General features: G+C 71.5%; 17 protein-coding genes and 1 riboswitch. Of the genes, 9 read left to right on the top strand and 8 right to left on the bottom strand.

Annotation, left to right across the window (positions count from 1 at the left end):
* Positions 1-82 precede the first annotated feature (82 nt).
* Positions 83-1645 carry an FG-GAP and VCBS repeat-containing protein gene (locus AB0399_RS17800; protein ID WP_366411922.1) on the top strand — a complete coding sequence of 521 codons (1563 nt, stop codon included), beginning with the start codon at positions 83-85 and terminating at the stop codon, positions 1643-1645.
* Between the two features lie 141 nt (positions 1646-1786).
* Here the strand turns inward: AB0399_RS17800 and AB0399_RS17795 are convergent, their stop codons facing one another.
* Entirely contained in the window at positions 1787-2257 is a 471-nt protein-coding gene (locus AB0399_RS17795) for a MarR family transcriptional regulator (RefSeq protein WP_366411921.1), read from the bottom strand.
* A gap of 108 nt (positions 2258-2365) precedes the next feature.
* Here AB0399_RS17795 and AB0399_RS17790 point away from each other — a divergent pair, with 108 nt between their 5' ends.
* Complete coding sequence (locus AB0399_RS17790; RefSeq protein WP_366411920.1) at positions 2366-3349, top strand: amidohydrolase family protein; 984 nt, start codon at positions 2366-2368, stop codon at positions 3347-3349.
* Positions 3350-3756: 407 nt separating this feature from the next.
* Here AB0399_RS17790 and AB0399_RS17785 read toward each other — a convergent pair whose 3' ends face one another.
* Entirely contained in the window at positions 3757-4494 is a 738-nt protein-coding gene (locus AB0399_RS17785; RefSeq protein ID WP_329364377.1) for a dienelactone hydrolase family protein, read from the bottom strand.
* 269 nt (positions 4495-4763) lie between these two features.
* Between AB0399_RS17785 and AB0399_RS17780 the strand changes: the two genes are divergently transcribed.
* Both AB0399_RS17780 and AB0399_RS17775 read left to right on the top strand, forming a co-directional pair.
* Positions 4764-5201, top strand: a complete 438-nt coding sequence (locus AB0399_RS17780) for a hypothetical protein (RefSeq protein ID WP_366411919.1) — start codon at positions 4764-4766, stop codon at positions 5199-5201.
* 121 nt (positions 5202-5322) lie between these two features.
* Positions 5323-6150: a lipase family protein gene (locus AB0399_RS17775; RefSeq protein WP_366411918.1), complete on the top strand. Its 828-nt coding sequence runs from the start codon at positions 5323-5325 to the stop codon at positions 6148-6150.
* A 210-nt stretch (positions 6151-6360) separates the two neighbouring features.
* On the opposite strand, the gene AB0399_RS17770 is transcribed toward AB0399_RS17775, so the two are convergent.
* Complete coding sequence (locus tag AB0399_RS17770; protein WP_366411917.1) at positions 6361-7689, bottom strand: MFS transporter; 1329 nt, start codon at positions 7687-7689, stop codon at positions 6361-6363.
* Positions 7690-7745: 56 nt separating this feature from the next.
* Here AB0399_RS17770 and AB0399_RS17765 point away from each other — a divergent pair, with 56 nt between their 5' ends.
* Entirely contained in the window at positions 7746-8744 is a 999-nt protein-coding gene (locus tag AB0399_RS17765; RefSeq protein ID WP_329364369.1) for a helix-turn-helix domain-containing protein, read from the top strand.
* A 182-nt stretch (positions 8745-8926) separates the two neighbouring features.
* Here AB0399_RS17765 and AB0399_RS17760 read toward each other — a convergent pair whose 3' ends face one another.
* The 4 genes from AB0399_RS17760 to gcvT all read right to left on the bottom strand — a co-directional run bounded on the left by AB0399_RS17760 (position 8927) and on the right by gcvT (position 13457).
* Positions 8927-10312, bottom strand: a complete 1386-nt coding sequence (locus AB0399_RS17760) for an L-serine ammonia-lyase (protein WP_366411916.1) — start codon at positions 10310-10312, stop codon at positions 8927-8929.
* 200 nt (positions 10313-10512) lie between these two features.
* On the bottom strand, positions 10513-11787 hold the full coding sequence (gene glyA, locus AB0399_RS17755) for a serine hydroxymethyltransferase (protein ID WP_366411915.1): 1275 nt from the start codon (positions 11785-11787) through the stop codon (positions 10513-10515).
* 11 nt (positions 11788-11798) lie between these two features.
* Positions 11799-12179 carry a glycine cleavage system protein GcvH gene (gene gcvH / locus AB0399_RS17750; protein ID WP_329364363.1) on the bottom strand — a complete coding sequence of 127 codons (381 nt, stop codon included), beginning with the start codon at positions 12177-12179 and terminating at the stop codon, positions 11799-11801.
* A gap of 162 nt (positions 12180-12341) precedes the next feature.
* Entirely contained in the window at positions 12342-13457 is a 1116-nt protein-coding gene (gene gcvT, locus AB0399_RS17745) for a glycine cleavage system aminomethyltransferase GcvT (protein ID WP_328469806.1), read from the bottom strand.
* Positions 13458-13647: 190 nt separating this feature from the next.
* Positions 13648-13766: riboswitch (glycine riboswitch) on the bottom strand.
* A gap of 133 nt (positions 13767-13899) precedes the next feature.
* Here gcvT and AB0399_RS17740 point away from each other — a divergent pair.
* Together AB0399_RS17740 and AB0399_RS17735 are read left to right on the top strand one after the other, a co-directional pair.
* Positions 13900-14670, top strand: a complete 771-nt coding sequence (locus tag AB0399_RS17740) for an enhanced serine sensitivity protein SseB (protein ID WP_366411914.1) — start codon at positions 13900-13902, stop codon at positions 14668-14670.
* A gap of 309 nt (positions 14671-14979) precedes the next feature.
* The gene (locus tag AB0399_RS17735; RefSeq protein ID WP_329364359.1) at positions 14980-15708 is read left to right on the top strand and encodes an enhanced serine sensitivity protein SseB C-terminal domain-containing protein; all 729 of its coding nucleotides are present in this window, start codon (positions 14980-14982) and stop codon (positions 15706-15708) included.
* A gap of 88 nt (positions 15709-15796) precedes the next feature.
* Here the strand turns inward: AB0399_RS17735 and AB0399_RS17730 are convergent, their stop codons facing one another.
* Positions 15797-17326 (bottom strand): DUF885 family protein, encoded by a 1530-nt coding sequence (locus AB0399_RS17730; protein ID WP_366411913.1) that lies wholly within the window; start codon positions 17324-17326, stop codon positions 15797-15799.
* 324 nt (positions 17327-17650) lie between these two features.
* On the opposite strand from AB0399_RS17730, the gene AB0399_RS17725 reads away from it, so the two are divergent.
* Complete coding sequence (locus AB0399_RS17725; protein ID WP_328469812.1) at positions 17651-18649, top strand: ABC transporter permease; 999 nt, start codon at positions 17651-17653, stop codon at positions 18647-18649.
* 103 nt (positions 18650-18752) lie between these two features.
* On the top strand, positions 18753-20495 hold the full coding sequence (locus AB0399_RS17720; RefSeq protein ID WP_366411912.1) for an ABC transporter substrate-binding protein: 1743 nt from the start codon (positions 18753-18755) through the stop codon (positions 20493-20495).
* Positions 20496-20557: the final 62 nt, after the last annotated feature.

Genomic DNA, 20557 nt, shown 5'->3' with positions numbered 1-20557 from the left:
TTCCCCGGGCCGGTGAGTCCTACGTCGCGGGAGTTCACCGGAACATCATCCGGTCGTCGCATCATCGTTGAACGGAGCCCGAATGTCTCAACGTATCCCCCGTCGCGCCCACCGGCTGGCGCTGGCGGCTGCCGTGGCCGTGGTCAGCGCGGTGGTCGCACCGGCGGCGGTGGCCCAGGCCGCCCCCGGCGGCACCGCGCACGCGGCCACCGCGGGGGCCAAAGCCACCCAGAAGGCGCAGGTCGTCGACTTCAACGGGGACGGCCACGCCGACATGGCGGTCGGTTCGCCGTACGGGACCGCCAGCGGCAAGTCCGAGGCCGGCTACGTGTCGGTGGTGTACGGCGCGGCCGGCGGCGTCGACCAGGCGAAGCACTACCTGTTCGCGCAGGACAGCCCCGGAATCCCCGGCGGCTCCGAGGCACTTGACCGGTTCGGGTCCACGGTGGTGCCGGTGGACCTCAACGGTGACGGCTACACCGACCTCGTGGTCGGCGCCTCCGGGGAGGACATCGGCACCGACGCGTCCGGTGTCGACGCGGGCATGCTGACCGTGTTGTGGGGCAGCGCGTCCGGTCTGGGCAACGCCACCGCCATCGACACCGGCGCCACCGCGCACGCGGGGGTCGGCGCCTTCCTCCAGGTCGGCGACTTCAACGGCGACGGAAAGCAGGAACTGGTCACCTCCTACGGCAGCCAGACCCTGCGGACGCTGTCCGGGATCGGCACGGACGGCAAGGTCGCCTCGGTCTCCGACCTCAACCTGTGGGATATGGAGGGCGGCGACACGGTGAACCTGCACAGCATCGCGGCGGGCGACATCAACGGCGACGGCACCACCGACCTCGTGGCCCTGGTCACCGACACGGACGAGCCCGACTCCTACCGCGGCTACCTGCTGCTGGGCGGCGCGAACGGTTTCACCTACACCGGATACGCCAAGCAGACCAGCGGGATGCGGGTGCCCGGCCAGAGCGTGGCGATCGGCGACGTGAACGGCGACGGCTACGGGGACATCGTCTTCGGCCACAGCACCGACTACTACGACAGCGACGAGGACCTGCCGGTCAAGGGCGGCGCCGTCACGATCGTCTACGGCGGCGCCCACGGTCAGAGCACCACCCTTCCGCCGGTGTGGATCAACCAGGACACCCCGGGCGTCCCGGGCGTCGGCGAGACCGGCGACGCGATGGGCGCATCCGTGGCGGTCGGTGACGTCAACGGCGACGGGTACGCCGACGTCGTCGCGGGCGTGCCCGGTGAGGACTACGACGGGCTGACCAACGCGGGCTCGTTCCTTCTCCTGCTCGGCTCCTCGAAGGGTGTCACCGGGACCGGCTCCCAGGTCTTCACGCAGAACTCCGACGGCGTACCCGGCGCTTCCGAGAGCGGCGACAAGTTCGGCGCCGTGGTCGGCGCGCTCCCGGCGACGCCCTCCGACCCGGCGCAGGTGGTCATCGGCGACCCGGACGAGAACGCCGGCACCGGCGCGGTCTGGGTGCTGCACGGCACCACCACCGGTCTGACCGGCACCGGCACCGCCAACTACGGCTCCTCCACCATGGGCACCAGCGGGGTCGGCGCCTACTTCGGCGAGGAACTCAGCACCACCCCGGCCGACGTGGACATCAACGAGGGCGTCTGAACCCTCGCCCCGTCAACGGCCGGCCGTTGACCGTCAACGGTCGCCTGCCAACGGCCGGCCGTCGTGCGCCCGCCCGCCCCGACTGACGGGCGGGCGGCCGCACGTTCCCGGCCACACCAATCCGGGCCACGCCAATTCGGGCTACGCACCCTCCGCCGTGGACGTACGGTCCACGGCGGCGGTGTCACCCCAGCCCTGTTCGAGCGCGTCACGCAGCGCCGTGACCCGCCGCTTCCCGATCCGCTGCGCCAACTCCGCCTCCAGATCGTCGAGTACCTCCAGCGCCTGCCGGCGGCGGGTGAGACCTTCCGGCGTGAGCACGACGAGCTTCGACCGTCCCGAGCGGGGGTTCGGCACCACCTGGAGCAGCCCGAGGGCGGCGAGTTGGTGGACCATCTGGTGGGTCGCCGGGGGACTCACACCCATCTGCCGGGCCAGGTCGGACATCGGCATGCCGTCCGGATCGAGCTGGCTCAGCAGCGTCGCGTGCGCCGGACTCACCCCGCCGGCGCCGTCCTCAAGGTGCGCGGTCACGGCCGTACGGAACCAGTTGTGCGCCCGCCACAGCAGCTTGGCGAGCGGTTCCTGGGTCGACTTGTCTTCGCTGGGCACCGTGTTACCGTAGCACCGATAACCATTAAGCTACTTAATGGTTTACGCGGTGTCCGCCGCCCTTCCGCCGACGGCACCGCCGATCCGTGACTCAAGCGGAACGGATGGATGAGAGGCGCTCCGATGAAGCTGATCGCCCTGGAGGAAGCGTTCTGGTACGACGAGCTGCAGACCAAGGGCTCGCCGGTCGGCCATATCCCCCTGAAGCCCGAAGTGCTCGCGAACGTAGGGCGGTTGCTGCCCGACTTCACCGAGTTCAGGCTCGCGGACATGGACCGGAACGGCGTCGACCTGCAGGTGCTCTCGCTGACCGCCCCCGGTGTCCAGACGCAGCCGGACCCGCGGATCGCGGTGGCCGACGCCCGCAAGGCCAACGACTTCCTCGCCAACGTCGTCGCCGAGCACCCGGGCCGGTTCCAGGGCCTGGCCGCCGTCCCGTTGCAGGACCCGAAGCGGGCCGCGGCCGAACTGCGCCGCGCCATCGGGGAACTCGGCCTGTGCGGCGCCCTGGTCAACGACCACACCCTCGGCCACTACCTGGACGAGCCGCAGTACGCGCCGTTCTGGGAGACCTTGCAGGACCTCGGCGTCCCGCTCTACATCCACCCGAACCCCGTGCCGTCCGACCACTGGAACGTGGTCAAGGGGTACCCGGGGCTGGAGCACGCGACGTGGGGCTGGAACCACAGCACGGGCGGGCACGCACTGCGGCTGGTCTTCGGCGGCGTCTTCGACCGGTTCCCCGGCGCCCGGATCATCCTGGGGCACATGGGCGAGTTCCTGCCCGCGCAGCTCTACCGCGTCGACGCCCGCTACCGCGATCTCGACCCCGACGTGCAGCGGCCGCTGAAGAAGGCGCCCTCGGAGTACTTCGGAACGAACATCGCGATCACCACCTCCGGCGTGTTCTCGCACGCGGCGCTGGTCGACGCGATCCAGACCATCGGCGTCGACAACGTGATGTTCTCGATCGACTACCCGTTCGAGCCGACCGCGACGGCGGCCGAGTTCATGCGCACCGCGCCCCTGGCCCCACCGGACAAGGCCAAGGTCGCGCACGCGAACGCCGAGCGCATCCTGCGGCTCACCTAGGTGTATTGACCCGTTTCGTCTGGATCATCGGGCGGACCAGATGAGGATGCCTGCGAGGTGGAGTCCGGCGAGGTGGATGGTCGCGGTCTTGCCGTAGGTGGTGGCGAGGCCGTGCCATTGCTTCAGCTGTGCTCGCGGATGGCGCGTGCGGCGTAGGCCTTGTCGGCCGGGACCACATCGGGCCGGGTGCGGGGCCGCCCCCGCGGCCATGAATGCGCGGCCGCACAGCCCGCGCCCTGTCCGCGCGATCCGCACGCGAACGCACCTCGTACTGCGGCGACTTGACGCCGAGCAGGGGGCATGGGTCGAACCGGTCCTCACGGCATGGACGGGCCGCCATCACCCGGCCGGCGGGCACGGCGGCCGATCAGGCGGGGCAGGAGGGGGCCCGGGTCATACCGCCCGGGTCATACCCCCAGGTCCTCCGTCACGGGCAGGCACTCGGCGAGCAGGTCGACGACGTCGCGCCAGGCGCGCCGCGCGTGCTGCGGGTGGTAGCCGACGCCGGGGACCGCGGGGTGGTCGACCGGCGGGTGGTGGAAGGCGTGCAAGGCGCCGCCGTAGACCGCGAGGCGCCAGTCGACGCCCGCGGCCTGCATCTCGGCGGTGAACGCGTCCCGTTGCGCGGGCGCCATGATCGGGTCTTCCGATCCGACCCCGGCCCACACCGGGCAGCGAATGCGCGCTGCCTCGCCGGGTCGGCCCGTGATGGTTGCGTTGACCGTCCCGATCGCGCGCAGGTCGACGCCGTCGCGGCCGAGTTCCAGCGCGATGGCGCCCCCGGTGCCGTAGCCGACGGCGGCGATCCGGTCGGGGTCGGTCCGCGGTTCGGCGCGCAGCACGTCGAGCGCCGCGTGGCCGATGCCCCGCATTCGGTCGGGGTCGGCGAGCAGCGGCATGCAACGGGCCAGCATCTCCTCGGGGTCGCCCAGATAGCGCCCGCCGTGGAGGTCGAAGGCCAGCGCGACGTATCCCAGTTCGGCGAGCGCGTCGGCCCTGCGGCGCTCGACGTCGCTGAGCCCCATGCCCTCCGGTCCGAGCAGCACCGCGGGCCGGCGGTCGACACCGGCCGGGAGCGCGAGGTGCCCGATCATCGTCAGACCGTCGGCCGGGTACTCGACGGTGCGGGTCGTCATCGTTGTCATGAGTCCGGACTGTAGTGATCGTCGAGCCCGGTCGGGCCGGGGTTCACCGCCGGCAGAACAGCCCGGGTCTCCCTCTGACGAAAGGCGGCGAGGGCCCACCAGAACCGTTGCGAACCCGTCGATGCCGTCGTTCCGGCTCGGCCGGCGTGGTCAAGGCGGCAGGCGGCACTGCTCGTTGGGGTGAAGCAGACCCGCACCGCTGGCTACCCAAAGGAGTCATCGGCCACTGTGAGTAGCGATCCGATCGGGTTCGTCGAGGAGGCTCTCCCATGATTGCTCTCAAGAAGTCGCAGGTCATCGCGGTGACGGTGGTGGCCGTGTCCGCGCTCACCGCCGGAGCCGTCGCGGCCGCGCCGCCGGACAGGGCACCGGGCAAGGCGCCGGCGGCCGTGCCGGTCGCCGTCGCCCCCTACGCGCGGGCCGCGGCCGTCGTCGCCGCGGACGGCACGCTGGTGCGGGCGAAGGCCGTCTCCTCGGTCAAACGGGTGGCGCTCGGCGAATACTGCGTGAAGGTCTCCGCGTCGGGCTTCGACGTCAGGACCGCGGTGTCGGAGGTCTCGGTGAACCTCAGCGGCGGCAAGCGCGTGTTCATCGAGGTCGCCCGCTCCACTCAGCCCCTGTGCGGGAACAACGCCACCACTGTTCTGGTCCAGACGTCCTCCGCGACCGCCCGGCTCAACGCCGCCTTCACCCTGGCCGTCCTCTGACCCCTCACCGCCGGCCCGCGGCAACCGCGTGAACTCCGATCGCCGCGGGCCCCCTCCCGGTCCCCCGGCGGCCGGCCACCCCCGCCGGCCACCGGAACCTCCTTTCGCGAAGGACACCTTCATGACCATTCCCGCCCTCGACCACGCGGCCGGCGGCTACTCGCTGCCCCACGCCTACTGGATGGCCCGCGCAGCCGCGCTGGCCACCTTGGACCAGGACGGCATCCAGGCCCAGGCGTCCGCCTGGGGCTTCGACCGGGTCCGGTACTTCGAGTCCACGCATCGGATGCCGTTCCCCATCGAGGACACCCAGGCCTACGTCATGGCCGACGATCAGATGATCATCGTGGGCTTCCGCGGCACCGAGGTCGCCAAGATCCGCGACTGGCTCACCGATGTCGACACCCCGCCGGTCCCCGGGCCCGCCGACACCGGCTTCGTCCACTACGGCTTCCACCAGGCCCTGCAGTCGGTCTACCCGCAGATCCGCGACACCGTCGTCGACTTCCGCGACCACGGCCAGAGCCTGTGGTTCACCGGCCACAGCCTCGGCGCGGCCCTGGCCATGCTGGCCGGCGCCCGCCTGTACCTGGAACAGCCCAGGCTGCTCGCACACGGCATCTACACCTTCGGCCAGCCCCGCACCTGCGAACGCCTCCTGGCCGCGGCACACAACAAGGCCTTCGCCGACCGCTGCTACCGCTTCGTCAACAACAACGACATCGTCCCCCACCTCCCACCGGAGCCCGCCTACACCCACGTCGACGCCCTGCGCTACTTCGACGCCGACGGCCGCCTGCACCACGCCATGCCACTGCTCGCCACGCTTCAAGACCGCGCCAAAGGCGTGGCCATCGACCTGCTCGCCCCCGAGACCGACGCCATCAAGGACCACCACCTGCCCAACTACATCGCCGCGCTCGAGAAGAACATCACCGCGACGCCCTGACCCCACCGCCGTCGCCCAGCCGCCCGGCCCTTCGGGCGGGAGCGACGGCCCCCGGAGCCAGTGGGCTTCGTGGCCACCGAGGTTCACGTGGACGACGTTGCCCTCGACAAGCCATGAACCGTCGCGGACCGGCGCCGCGGCCGTGGTGGCAGAACCGGGCATCTCCGCACCCCGTCACGCTACTTGCGGGGAAGGGGTCGTCACGGGTCGTCACGGGCCGGTGCGGGTCCCCGCGGGTGGCATGGGGGCCCAGCGCCGTTCGGCTCGCCGTGAGACGGCGGGCATGGCCAGTGCCGCGACGGCGAAGATGGCGGCCAGCGTGCACCAGCCGGCCGCGCCGTGCGGGAGGACCAGAGCGGTGACCACGACAGGGCCCAGGGCCTGGGTCACGGAGACGCCGGTTTGGAAGACGCCTTGGTAGGCGCCTTGGGCGTGGTCGGGGGCCAGGGCGTAGCCGAGGGTCCAGCTGCCCGCCTGGGAGGTGACCTCGCCGAGGGTGAGCAGCAGGACGGCGGTCAGCAGGATCGCGGTGGCCGCGGCGGGGTTGTGGTGGGCGGCGGTGGCGGCGGTGGCGCAGGCGAGCGCGGTGAGCAGGCCGCCCGTGCGGAAGGAGCGGGCGGCCGTGGGCAGGTCGCCGGTGTGGCGGGTGGCGCGGACCTGGAGTACGACGACCAGGGTGGTGTTGAGGACCAGCAGCGTGCCGACCAGGGGCCGAGGGGCGTGGGTGTAGTTGACCAGCCAGAGCGGCAGGGCGACTTCCAGCACGACGTAGAGCATGTTGACGATCGCGTTGAGGGCGGTGACGGCGAGGTAGGGGCCGTCGCGCAGTGCGCTTGCCGGGCGCTTGCCGCGGTGTTCGTCGTCGGCGGCCGCGGGGGCGGGGGCGAGGTGGGCGGGGACGGTGCGCAGGGGGATGAGTGCCAGGAGGAAGGTGGCCGCGTTGATCATGATCGCGGCCTGGTAGGCGCCGGTGTGGCCGAGGGCGACGACGGTGGTGCCGAGCGCGGCTCCGGCGCCGATGCCCACGTTGTTGACCGCGCGGAGCAGGCCCAGCGCGGGGGTCCGGGTGGTGGCGGGCAGGCTGTGCGCGTAAAGGGTGCTGCGGACCGTGCTGTTGGCCCGGCTGCCGGCGGTCACGGTGCAGGCCAGCAGGAGGAAGGCGGGGTAGCTGCGGGCGACGGCGAAGCCCGCCATCGCGACCGCCTGCGCCAGGTGCAGGGCGACGAGGGCGGGCTTGGCACCGTACCGGTCGGCCGCGCGGCCGGCGGGGAAGGAGGCGAGGATGCCGCACAGGCCGGCCACCGTCAGGGCCAGGCCCACCTTGGAGGCGGAGTAGCCCAGACCGTGGGTGAACCAGAGCGTGCTGACGGTCAGGAACAGGCCGTTGCCGAGCGCGTTGATCACGAGCAGGACGGCGAGCGCCCGCACGACGGGGTCGGTCCTGGGAGAGGAACCACCCGGCGCGGGCGGCAGTGGGGCGGGCGACGGGCGTCCGGTGGCGCCGGGGGTACGGGCGTCGGACGGCGGTGCGGTGGTCATGCGCGCCAGCCAATCCGCCGTGCGCGGGGGGCAGAAGGAGTTAAGACTGGGGCTTAATGATCCGCTTCCGACTGGAGACCGCCGATCTCGCGGCTACCTCCTTCGCCTACTCTCCGCTCCAGGAGACCGTCCTGAGCCTGCGGCTGTGGGCCGGACACGCTGCTCGCCTGCCACAGCTGCGCGGCCTGCGCGAAGCGATGCGCCCGGCCTTCGGCCGGCTCGACCAGGAACTGCTGACCTCGCTGGTCGCGCGCCGCCGCTACTGGGTGCCCGACCTGCTCACCCCCCGTCCCCACACCCCGGCCCCCGACATCCGCGCCGAGCTCACCGCCCTGCGCCGCACCGACCCGCTCCTGCTCGGACCCGACCTGGAACGCACCTTCCTGCCCCTGGGCGAACCTCTTCCGCCGCCACTGGCCGCCGGGCTGCTGGACCCGGCCCGTCTCCTGACCCGGATCGCCGACGAGCTGGAGGCCTACTGGAACGCCTGCCTGCTCCCCCATTGGCCACGCATCCGCTCCATCCTGGAGAGCGACCTCGCCCACCGGGCCCGCATCCTGGCCGAACACGGCGCAGCACACCTGTTCACCGACATCCACGACCGCCTGACCTGGACCGACGGCATCCTGAGCGTCCAACGCGGCGGCCGCCGGAGCGACGATCTCGCGGACATTCCCATCGACGGCCGACGCCTGCTGCTCACACCCAGCTGCTTCGTCGACGGCGTCTCGACCATGCTCAGCCTCGACGCCCCGCCCCACATCGTCTACACCGCACGCGGCCTGGCCCTCCTCGGCGAGAACCCCGCCCCCTCCGCGCCCCGGCCACTGGAGTCGCTCCTGGGCCGCCCGCGCGCCCGGCTCCTCGCCCTGCTCGCCGAACCCGCCACCACCACCGAACTCGCCCACCGGCTCGGCGTCACCCCCTCCGCGGTCAGCCAGCACCTGTCCGTGCTCGCCGCTTCCCACCTGGTCGAACGCACCCGCCACGGACGCCGGGTCCTGTACCGGCAGAGCGCCCTCGGCGCGGCCCTCCACAACCCCCAGGACACGTAAGCCGACCGGACCGCCGCGGTGTACGCCCGAAGCCGGTCATCACTTCGCCGGAGCAGGGGAACGGTACGGCCGGACGGGTCCCCTCGGGGTGGCCGCACACTTCCGAGGGATTTCCGCCGTACAGGCACGAAAGGCTCCGACAGCGCGGAAAGACGGGAAACCCCAGGTCAGGGTCTTCCGCGTCAGCACTCGATGACGTTGACGGCGAGGCCGCCGCGGGCGGTCTCCTTGTACTTGACCTTCATGTCCGCGCCGGTCTGCTTCATGGTCTTGATGACCTTGTCGAGGGAGACGTGGTGGCGGCCGTCGCCGCGCATGGCCATGCGGGCGGCGGTGACGGCCTTGACCGCGGCCATGCCGTTGCGCTCGATGCAGGGGATCTGGACGAGGCCGCCGACGGGGTCGCAGGTGAGGCCGAGGTTGTGCTCCATGCCGATCTCGGCGGCGTTCTCGACCTGTTCCGGGGTGAGCCCCAGGATCTCCGCGAGGCCGCCCGCGGCCATGGAGCAGGCCGAGCCGACCTCGCCCTGGCAGCCGACCTCGGCGCCGGAGATGGAGGCGTTCTCCTTGAAGAGCATGCCGATCGCGCCCGCGGCCAGCAGGAACCGGACCACCGCGTCGTCCCGGTCGGCGGCGGAAGTGGTGGGCGAGCAGACGAAGGCGAGGTAGTAGTGCAGGACGGCCGGGATGATCCCGGCGGCGCCGTTGGTGGGGGCGGTGACCACCCGGCCGCCCGCCGCGTTCTCCTCGTTGACGGCCATCGCGTAGAGGGTGATCCACTCCATCGCGCGGGCGGACGGATCACCCTCGGCCCGCAGCTGGCGGGCGGACTGCGCCGCGCGGCGGCGCACCTTCAGGCCGCCGGGCAGGATGCCCTCACGGGACATGCCCCGCTCCACGCAGTCCCGCATCACCTGCCAGATCTCCAGCAGCCCGGCCCGGATCTCGGCCTCGCTGCGCCAGGCCTTCTCGTTCTCCATCATCAGCGCGGAGATCGACAGCCCGGTCTCCCGGGACAGCCGCAGCAGTTCGTCGCCGGTGCGGAAGGGGTGGCGCAGCACCGTGTCGTCCAGCTTGATCCGGTCCTCGCCGACCGCGTCCTCGTCGACCACGAAGCCGCCGCCCACCGAGTAGTACGTCTTCGCCAGCAGCACCTCGCCGGCGTCGTCGTACGCCGACAGCGTCATCCCGTTGGCGTGGTACGGCAGCGAGCGGCGCCGGTGCAGCACCAGGTCGGTGTCGGCGTCGAAGGCGATCTCGTGGGTGCCCAGCAGGTCCAGCCGGTGCTCGGCGCGGATACGGGCGACCTCGTCGTCGGCCGTCTCCACGTCGACGGTGCGCGGCGCGTGTCCTGACAGGCCGAGCAGGACGGCCTTCGGGGTGCCGTGGCCGTGGCCGGTCGCCCCGAGCGAGCCGAACAGCTCGGCCCGCACGGAGACGGTATGGGTGAGCAGCGCCTCGTTCTTGAGGCGGTGCACGAAGATGTTCGCCGCCCGCATCGGGCCGACGGTGTGCGAGCTGGACGGGCCTATTCCGATGGAGAACAGGTCGAAGACGGAGATTGCCACGGTGTTCTTAGCTCCTGGGGTTCGCGGACGCCGTTGTCCGCAGGGTGCTGCGGCCGCGCTCGGCGGGGGCGCGCTGCCGGGCCGGATACGGTGTCCCGCCGGCCGGCCGGTGGCCGGTTCGTGCCCGCCTCCCCCTTGAGCTTCGCACGGGGGAGTACCCGCGACCACGTAGCGCGGGCGGACACGAACCGGCGACCCGGCTACAGGCCCGGGTACAGCGGGTGCTTCTCCGCCAGCGCGGTGACCCTCTGCCGCAAGGGCCCGCTCTCCGACGGCGGGAAGGCCGGCGACGCGGTGAGCGTCGCCGCGATGATGTCGGCGACCTCGCGGAAGTCGTCGGCGGTGAAGCCCCGCGTCGCCAGCGCGGGCGTGCCGATCCGCAGACCCGAGGTGACCATCGGGGGCCGCGGGTCGTTCGGGATCGCGTTGCGGTTGACGGTGATGCCGACCGCGTGCAGCCGGTCCTCGGCCTGCTGGCCGTCGAGCGCGGAGTTGCGCAGGTCGACCAGGACCAGGTGGACGTCGGTGCCGCCGGAGAGTACGGAGACGCCGAGTTCCGCCACGTCGGGCCGGGTCAGCCGGTCGGCGAGGATCTTCGCGCCCTCCAGCGTACGGGACTGGCGGTCCTTGAACTCGTCCGTCGCCGCGGCCTTGAACGCGACCGCCTTCGCGGCGATCACATGCTCCAGCGGGCCGCCCTGCTGTCCCGGGAAGACCGCGGAGTTGATCTTCTTGGCGAGTTCGGCCTTGGCCAGGATCACCCCGCCGCGCGGGCCGCCGAGCGTCTTGTGGGTCGTGGTGGTGACCACGTCGGCGTACGGCACGGGGGAGGGGTGCAGCCCGGCCGCGACCAGCCCGGCGAAGTGCGCCATGTCGACCATCAGGTACGCGCCGACCTCGTCGGCGATCCGGCGGAACTCCGCGAAGTCCAGCTGCCGCGGGTACGCCGACCAGCCCGCCACGATGAGCTGCGGGTGGTGCTCCTTCGCCAGCCGCTCCACCTCGGCCATGTCGACCAGGTTGGTCTCCGCGTCCACGTGGTACGCGGCGACCTTGTAGAGCTTGCCGGAGAAGTTGATCTTCATGCCGTGGGTCAGGTGCCCGCCGTGCGCCAGGTCCAGGCCGAGGATGGTGTCACCCGGCTTGAGCAGGGCGAACATCGCGGCGGCGTTCGCCTGGGCGCCCGAGTGCGGCTGCACGTTGGCCGCCTCGGCGCCGAACAGCGCCTTGACCCGGTCGATGGCGAGCTGCTCGATCACGTCGACGTGCTCGCAGCCGCCGTAGTAGCGGCGGCCGGGGTAGCCCTCCGCGTACTTGTTGGTGAGCACCGAGCCCTGCGCCTCCAGCACCGCGACCGGCGCGAAGTTCTCGGACGCGATCATCTCCAGCGTGGACTGCTGGCGGTGCAGCTCGGCGTCGACCGCGGCCGCCACATCCGGGTCGAACTCGTGCAGGGACTGGTTCAGCAGCGACATCGCGGGTTCCCTCAGTTCTCGATGAAGGCGTCGTACTCGGCGGCGGACAGCAGGTCGGACGGCTCCTCGGCGACCTTCACCTTGAACAGCCAGCCGCCCTCGAAGGGCGCGGTGTTCACCAGCGAAGGGTCGTCGACGACGTCCTGGTTCACCTCGGTGACCTCGCCGCCGACCGGCGAGTACAGGTCGCTGACCGACTTGGTGGACTCCAGCTCGCCGCAGGTCTCACCCGCGGTCACCGTCGCGCCCACCTCGGGGAGCTGGACGAAGACCACGTCGCCGAGCGCGTCGGCGGCGTGCGAGGTGATGCCCACCGTGGCCGCGCCGTCGGCGGGGGCGGAGAGCCACTCGTGCTCCTTGCTGTAACGAAGCTGCTCAGGGTTGATGCTCATGGCTGAATTCTCCCGGATCGGCAGGGGTGCTCGCGGGTGCGGCACGGCAAACGGAAAGCTGAGGAAAGGGGGGCGAGGGGGAAGAACGGGGAAACGGCGAGGTGCGGCGCGGGCCGCGGAACCGGCGCCGGGTGCGGCGACGGGGGAGCGAGCCCGGTCCGCTCAGCGCTCGCGCCGGTAGAACGGCAGCGCCACGACGTCGTACGGCTCCCGCGAGCCGCGGATGTCCACCGCGACCCCCGGCGTGCCGGGCGCCGCGTGCGCCGCGTCCACGTACGCGATCGCGATCGGCTTGCCGAGGGTCGGCGACGGGGCGCCCGAGGTGACCTCGCCGATCACCGCGCCCGAGGCGTCGGTGACCGGGTAGCCGGCCCGCGGCACCCGGCGGCCCTGCGCGACCAGCCCGACGAGCTTGCGCGGCGGCAGGTCCTTGGCCCGCTCGGCGGCGGCGCCCAGCGCGGCGCGCCCGACGAAGTCCCCGGGCTTGTCGAACTTGACCACCCGGCCGAGCCCGGCGTCGAACGGCGTGACCGAGGCGGTCAGCTCGTGCCCGTACAGCGGCATGCCCGCCTCCAGGCGGAGCGTGTCGCGGCAGGACAGCCCGCACGGCACCAGGCCGGCCGACTCGCCGGCGTCGGTCAGCGCCCGCCACAGCCGCTCGGCGTCGGCCGGCGCGACGAACAGCTCGAAGCCGTCCTCCCCGGTGTAGCCGGTGCGGGCGATCAGCGCGTCCACCCCGGCGACGGTGCCGGGCAGCCCGGCGTAGTACTTCAGCCCGTCCAGGTCGGCGTCGGTCACCGCCTTCATGATCGCCGGGGCCTGCGGGCCCTGGACGGCCAGCAGCGCGTACGCGTCGCGGTCGTCGCGGACCTGCGCGTCGTACTCCGCCGCGCGCAGCGCCACCGCGTCGAGCACGGTCTGCGCGTTGGACGCGTTGGCGACGATCATGAACTCCTGCTCGCCGAGCCGGTACACGATCAGGTCGTCGAGGATGCCGCCGTCGGGCGCGCAGATCATCGTGTAGCGGGCCCGGCCCACCGCCAGCGCGGACAGGTGGCCGACCAGGGCGTGGTCCAGCGCCTCGCCCGCCTGCGGGCCGGTCACGGTGATCTCGCCCATGTGCGACAGGTCGAAGAGACCGGCCCGGGTGCGGACCGCCTGGTGCTCCTCGCGCTCGCTGGCGTACCGCAGCGGCATGTCCCAGCCGGCGAAGTCGGTCATGGTCGCGCCGAGGGCGCGGTGCAGGGCGTCGAGCGCGGTGTGACGGGGTTCGCTCATCGGTGACAGGCTCCCAGGCTCGGTCTCGGTGAAGAGGAAGGAGAGATGACGGATGGACACTCCCCATCTGTCATCGGAACCTGAGAGGTTCACCGTGAACCCCGCTCGCGCGGGCCGCGGTTTGCACCTTGGGTGGGCGGGACCGCACACCCGAGGGTGCGCCGACGGCTCCGCCGCTTTTCAGATCTGCCTCGCCCGCGCGGTATCTGTGCCTGAGAGATTCAAGGGAGGACTTGCTCCTTCGGCGCCCGTCCCGGCGCCCGCGAGCTGGTCGCGTGCACAGGTCCGGGGCTCTCCCGCGCGGCCTCGAACGGCCGGTATGCAAGTTGTGGCCTTCATCATTGCATGCCCAGGGTCCCCGGCCCCCGGCAGCGGTTAGGGTTTCCCGGGCATGACGCTGCACAACGCTACAGACGCGGTACACGGGCGGACAAGGGTGGACATGGAGAATCCGGCACCGTACATATGGCCGGCCAACGAGCTGGAAGAGGTGCTGGGGGCCAGCCTCGGCAATCCGTCGGCCACCCCCCGGCTGCTGGAGGTGCTCGGCCGCTCCCAGGTGTGGGTGCCGCTGCCGAACGGCGGCTCGCCGGACGCGGCCGGCCTCGACCTGCCGACCGTCGTGCTCGGCGGCGCGCCCTACGTACCGGTCTTCAGCTCCGAGCAGCAGTTCCGGCAGGCCGCGGACGGCATGTCCTGCACGGTCGCGCCGGTGCACGAGTTCGCCCGCGGGCTGCCGCCGCTGGTCGGCATCGCCGTCAACCCCGGCGGGGCGGTCGGCGTGCCGCTGCCGCCGGCCGCGGTGGCCCAGCTGTGCCGGCCGGTGCCGGGCGAGCGCGCGCCGCAGTTCTCCGGGGTACGCGGCGGGGACGCGCCCCCCGGTGCCCGGGTGCGGCTGTGGGAGCCGGGCCACGACGAGGAACCGGTGGACTTCCTGGCCGCCGCGGCCGGCGAGTTCGCGGTCACCCCGGTGCTGCTCTCCGGCCGGCGGGCGCTGGCCGCCGTGGAGGAGGAGCCGCCCGCCCTGTTCATCGGTGTGGAACTCGACCGCTGGCAGGAGGACGACCGGGCCGCCGCGATGAACGCGCTCGGCCGGGCGATGGGCGTGGCCCCGCCACCGTGGCCGGTACACCTGATCCTGCTGGATGTGGCGCAGGACCCGGTGGGCGACTGGCTGCTGGAGACGGTGCGGCCGTTCTTCGCCCGCGACTGAGTCCGTGACGGCGTCCGTGACCGTGACCGTGTCCGCGTCTGCGGGCGAGTTCGCGGACGAGTTCGCGGAGGGGCCGCGAACCGGCTGCGGCCCGGCGGTGATCGGGCGGTGATCGGGGGGCGGACCGGCGCTGATCTCGGCCGCGGTCGCGTGGCGAGCGGGTCCGGCCGCCTCGCGCCCGTTCAACGGTCGTATACCTGGTCTATAGCCGGTTCCGCTTGAGTCGGTCGCCATACCGCTGGGCACACTCGACCTGGTTTGATGTCGTGCGAAGAGCAGAACGAAACGAGGGGAAAGGGGCGGTCCCACGTGATCGCGGGCGCGCAAGGCGGTGCGGCGCAGGCCGGCCATGTGGAGCAGATGCTGCTCCAGGTGGCTCCCGGCCGGTTCGACGCATACGAGAACCTGCTCGCGTCACTCGCCGAGGGCCAGGTGTGGATGCTGCTGTGGCACGGCAGTTCCGGGGCGTCCGACGCGCAGTACGGCACCATGGAGGTCGGCGGGTACGGCTACGCGCCGTGCTTCACCTCGCCGCGTGAGCTGGCCGCCAGCGGCTGGAACCGCGACCACGAGGTGGTCTCCGGGCGGGACATCGCGCAGACCCTCTACCCGGACCGCTCCGGGCTGTGGCTCAACCCGCACGCGGCCGGCGGCGGGATCGGCATCCCCTGGGCGGACCTGCGCAGGATCGCGGTCGGGCTCGACCTGCTGCCCGCCGGCCCGCTCCAGATCGGGGAACCGTCCCTGCAGATGCCGCAGTTCTACGCGCTTCTCGCGCAGGCCGCGCACCGCACCTCCGCGGTGCGGGCGCTGCGGCAGGCATGGGTGCAGCCCGTACTCGGCGAGCCCTACCTCGCGATCGGGGTCGAACTCCACGAAGGTGCCGCGCAGGCGGTGGAGTCCGTCCGCCTCATGATGCAGCAGGCGGTCGCCGGCGTACCCGACGGCGTCGCCGTCTCCACGGTGGCCATGGCCGACCCCTACGACCCGGTCGCCCTGTGGATGCGCACCTTCGGCCGCCCCTTCTTCGACAGGTAGGGCGCCCCTGACCCCCTGGTGGCGGCCGCGCCTACAGGGGCGCGGGGAAATGCGCGACACGCCGCAGCGGACCGTAAGGTCCGGGACATCACGTGGTGGGGCCGGGCGGGCGGACCACCGCGTCCAGCAACCCCAAAGGCGGGCTGCCCAGGTGCATGAGGGCACCGTGGAAACGGGGCAGGGAGAAATCCGCGCCCCACTCCCGCTCCGCGCGCCGGCGCACCCGGAGGATCTCCAACTTGCCCCAGGTGTACCGCCCGTAGCCCGCGTCGAAAGTGCCGCGCCGCGCCTCCGCCGAGGCCGCCGCAGGCGAAAGGTGGGCGTCGCGCACGAAGTACCTCGCGGCCTCGTCCAGCGACAGCGCCCCTGTATGCAAACCGATCGCGCAGGTGAGCCGGGTGACCCGGACCAGCGCTTCGAGGGCCACGCCGATCGCGAAGCGCGGGTCGCGTGCGCGGAACCCCTCGTCGAGGCAGACCTCCTCGACGTAGTGGGCCCAGCCCTCGGAGAACGAGAGGCTGTGCAGGAGGCGGCGGACCGGGGACGGCGCCCGGCGCAGCGCGCGGCCGTGCGCGAAGTGCCCGGGGGCCACCTCGTGGAGCGTGATGGACGGCAGGCTGGTGCGGCTGAAGACCGTCAGCCACTCCTCGCGCTCGTCGGCGGGCCAGTCCGCGTCGGGCGGCGTGACGTGGTACCAGGAGGGCGCGTCGGGCTCGGCCGGCGCCGACCACGTCATCATGGCCATCGCCCAGCGCCGGGACGCGGGCGCCGGGCCGACCAGGCACTCGCCGTCCACGTAGGGCGCGAGCCCCCGCTCGCGGGTGAACTCGATGGCCTCCTCGGTGAGTCGGGCCGCCTCGGCGATGACGCCGTCGGCGCCCGGGTGGTCGGCGAGCAGCCCGGGCAGCAGTTCGTCCACGTCGCTGCGCGGGTCCAGGACGCGGCAGGAGTCGGTGAGCAGTTCGGTGAGCCGGGCGCGCTCCCGGTCGGCCCGCCCGGCCAGTTCGGTGAGGTCCACCCGCAGACCCTCCTGGGCGCCCATCAGCGCGGCGAGCGCCCGTCCGCCGAGCCGGGGGTCGGGGTCGCCGTGTTCGGCGATGTGCTGGATGTGGGCGACCAGCCGCTCGTGCGCGCGCAGCGCGGCCCGTTCGACCTCGCCGGCGTCCGGGTCCAGGTCGGCGGCCAGGCCGAGCACCGAACCGAGCAGCGCCTCGGCGACCGGGGCCCGTACCTGGTCGAGCGAGGACAGCGCGGCGTCCACGGCCTCCGGCCACCGCGCGAGGTGCTCCCGGCGGGCCCGGGCGCGGTCCCCACGCGGGGCGTACTCCCGGTCGTAGCAGGCCAGTTCGAGGTTGGACAGGTGCGGGTAGGGGTCGCGCCGGTGCAGTTCGAGCTCGCCGAACTGCACGCGCAGGGCCTCCTCGAAGACCGCAAGGTGGGCTTCGTCGTGCGGGTCCCGGAGCGGGCCGCCGCGCCGGGCGCGGGCCAGGGCCGCCAGCCCGTCGCGGACTCCCTGGGGGGACAGGTCCTGCACCCGGCCGTCGTATTCGTGCAGGCCCGACATCTCCCGGGCCTGGGGCATCATCAGGTCGCAGACCGCGCGCAGCCGTTCGTCCATCAACTGACCGTACCCCGAGGTACGCGTCGGTAACGATGAAAGAACCACCCACATCACAGTTGCGCATCCCTTCGCGGCCAGGTCTGGCGGGTGATCGCCAACCAGAAGAAGAATCCAGCGGCAAGACACCTTGGTGTTGACATGTCCCAACCGCAACGCGCGTAGTGGATACGCACGTCGCACGCATGATCACGTCGAGCGGCCACTGTGGGTGACCTCAGTGCCATCTGCAACTACCGCATCAAGTGCACCAACTGACGAGGAAGCCGCTACAGCGGCGGGCGCGCGCCGGTTACCCACCGGCGAGAGGGGTCGGCAAACGCCATGACCGCACCTATCGAGACCACCTCCGGACAGGCCGAAGCGCATCCGGAGGCCGTACTCAGCGGGGCCGGGCGAGGCATGATCGAGGGGCGCTCGCTCGGGCAGATCGCCTGGGGCCGGCTCAGACGGGACAAGGTCGCGATGGCCGGCGGCGTGGTGGTGCTGCTGCTGGTGCTGCTGGCGATCCTCGCCAAGCCGATCGAGATGGTCTTCAACCTCGATCCGAACGCCTTCCACCAGAACCTGGTCGACCCCGAACTGCTGTCGCCCAAGGGCGGCTGGGGCGGCATGAGCTGGTCCCACCCGCTGGGCGTGGACCCGAAGTTCGGCCGCGACATCCTGGCCCGGATCATCGAGGGCTCCTGGATCTCCATGCTGGTGGCCACCGGTGCCACCGTGCTGTCCAACGTGATCGGCACCGTGCTCGGCGTCATCGCCGGCTACTACGGCGGCTGGGTGGACAGCCTGATCAGCCGGCTGATGGACGTCTTCCTCGCCTTCCCGCTGCTGCTGTTCGCGATCTCCATCTCCGCCTCGCTGCAGGACGGCGCCTTCGGGCTGAGCGGGCTTCCGTTGCGGATCTGCGTGCTGATCTTCGTGATCGGCTTCTTCAACTGGCCCTACATGGGCCGGATCGTCCGCGGCCAGACGCTGAGCCTGCGCGAGCGCGAGTTCGTCGACGCCGCCCGCGGCATGGGCGCGCGCGGGCCGTTCATCCTCTTCCGCGAGCTGCTGCCGAACCTCGTGGCGCCGATCCTCGTCTACTCCACGCTGCTGATCCCCACCAACATCCTGTTCGAGGCCGCCCTGAGCTTCCTCGGGGTCGGTATCGCGCCTCCGCAGGCCTCCTGGGGCGGCATGTTGACCAGCGCGGTCGACGTCTACCAGTCGGACCCGCAGTACATGTTCGTGCCCGGCCTCGCGATCTTCATCACGGTGCTGGCCTTCAACCTCTTCGGCGACGGGCTGCGGGACGCCCTCGATCCGCGCAGCAAGTGATTCCGCAGGGATGACCCACCGACCCCGGGTGGCACCTCGTGTGCCGTGCGGCACCCATGGCCGACCCGGCGACTCAAATAGGAAGTGAGGGGCGTAACCCGGTATGAACACCAGAAAGGTGACCTCCGCTCTCGCGCTCTGCTTGGCGATGGCACTCGGCGTGTCCGCCTGCGGCGGCTCGGGCGGCTCCAGCGGCTCGGGCAAGAAGGACCAGGCGCTGACCTCGATCGTCAACGCGTCGAGCAAGAAGGGCGGGACGGTCACCGCCGACCACTCCACCGGTCCTGACTCCCTCGACCCGGGCAACACCTACTACGGCTGGGTGCAGGACTTCTCCCGGCTCTACGCCCGTACGCTGCTGACCTTCAAGCCGGCGGCCGGCAAGGCGGGTCTGACGGTGGTCCCGGACCTGGCGACCGGACTCGGCACCTCCAGCCCCGACGCGAAGACCTGGACGTACCACCTGCGCACGGGTGTGAAGTTCCAGGACGGCACCCCGGTGACCTCCAAGGACGTCAAGTACGCGATCGAGCGCAGCAACTTCGCGCCCGACGTGATGTCCAACGGCCCGGTGTACTTCAAGAGCTACCTGGCCGACGACGGCAAGTACCAGGGCCCGTACAAGGACAAGAGCCCGAACGGGCTGTCGTCCATAGAGACGCCCGACAACCAGACGATCGTCTTCCACCTGTCGCAGCCGTTCGCCGACTTCGACTACCTGGCGACGTTCTCGCAGACCGCTCCGGTCGAGCAGTCCAAGGACACCGGCGCCACGTATGTGCAGCACATCCAGTCGACCGGCCCGTACAAGTTCTCCTCCTACTCCGAGGGCAAGGGCGCCACGCTGGTGCGCAACCCGGAGTGGAGCAAGGCCACCGACCCGATCCGCACCGCGCTGCCCGACAAGTACGTGCTGAAGTTCAACGTCAACCAGAAGACGATCGACAACGACCTGCTCTCCGACAACCTCACCGTCGACCTCCAGGGCACCGGTGTCGAGGCGGAGACGCAGTCGAAGATCCTGGGCAACAAGAACCGGCTGGCGCACACCGACGACTCCATCGCCGGCGCCACCTCGTACATGGCGCTCAACCTGCACGTGAAGCCGTTCGACAACATCAACTGCCGCAAGGCCGTGCAGTACGCGGTGAACAAGACCTCCGTGGTCAACGCCGAGGGCGGCGCGGTCAAGGGCGACGTGGCCAGCACCCTGCTGCCCCCGTCGGTGAACGGCTACACCAAGTTCGACGAGTACCCGACCGCGGGCAACAACGGTGACGTGGCCAAGGCCAAGGCGGCGCTGGCGGCGTGCGGCAAGCCCGGCGGCTTCACCACCACGCTCACCGCGCGCAGCGACCGGCAGCCCGAGATCGACGGCGCCACCGCCATCCAGGCGGCGCTGAAGAAGGTCGGCATCACCGTCAACATCAAGACCTTCCCGTCGGACAAGTACTTCTCCAACTACGCGGGCGTCCCGGACTACGTGCACTCGCACGGCGTCGGCATGATGATGATGGCGTGGGGCGCCGACTGGCCGACCGGCTACGGGTTCCTGGACCAGATCGTCGACGGCAGCGCGATCAAGCCGTCCGGTGGCAACAACCTGATGGAGCTGAACGACCCGAAGATCAACCAGGCGCTGTCCTCGGCGATCTCCAACACCGACACCGCCGCGCGGACCAAGGCGTGGGGCGACATCGACAAGATGGTGATGGCGAACGCCTCGGTGGTGCCGCTGATCTACCGCAAGAACCTGCTCTACCGCCCGGACTCCGCCACCAACGTGACGGTCACTCAGGCGTACCTGGGCATGTACGACTTCCTGCTGATGGGTTCCTCGAAGTAGCCGCAAGGCTCCTACGCACCGAAAGGCAGGTGAAGGCTCCGGCGTCCGCCCGGTCCGGCCCC

It is taken from the genome of Streptomyces sp. NPDC088194 (assembly GCF_040702025.1).
In the GTDB taxonomy this organism is placed as follows: domain Bacteria; phylum Actinomycetota; class Actinomycetes; order Streptomycetales; family Streptomycetaceae; genus Actinacidiphila.
Note: the sequence above shows the minus strand (reverse complement) of the source record. Positions and strands in the feature narration are given on the sequence as shown.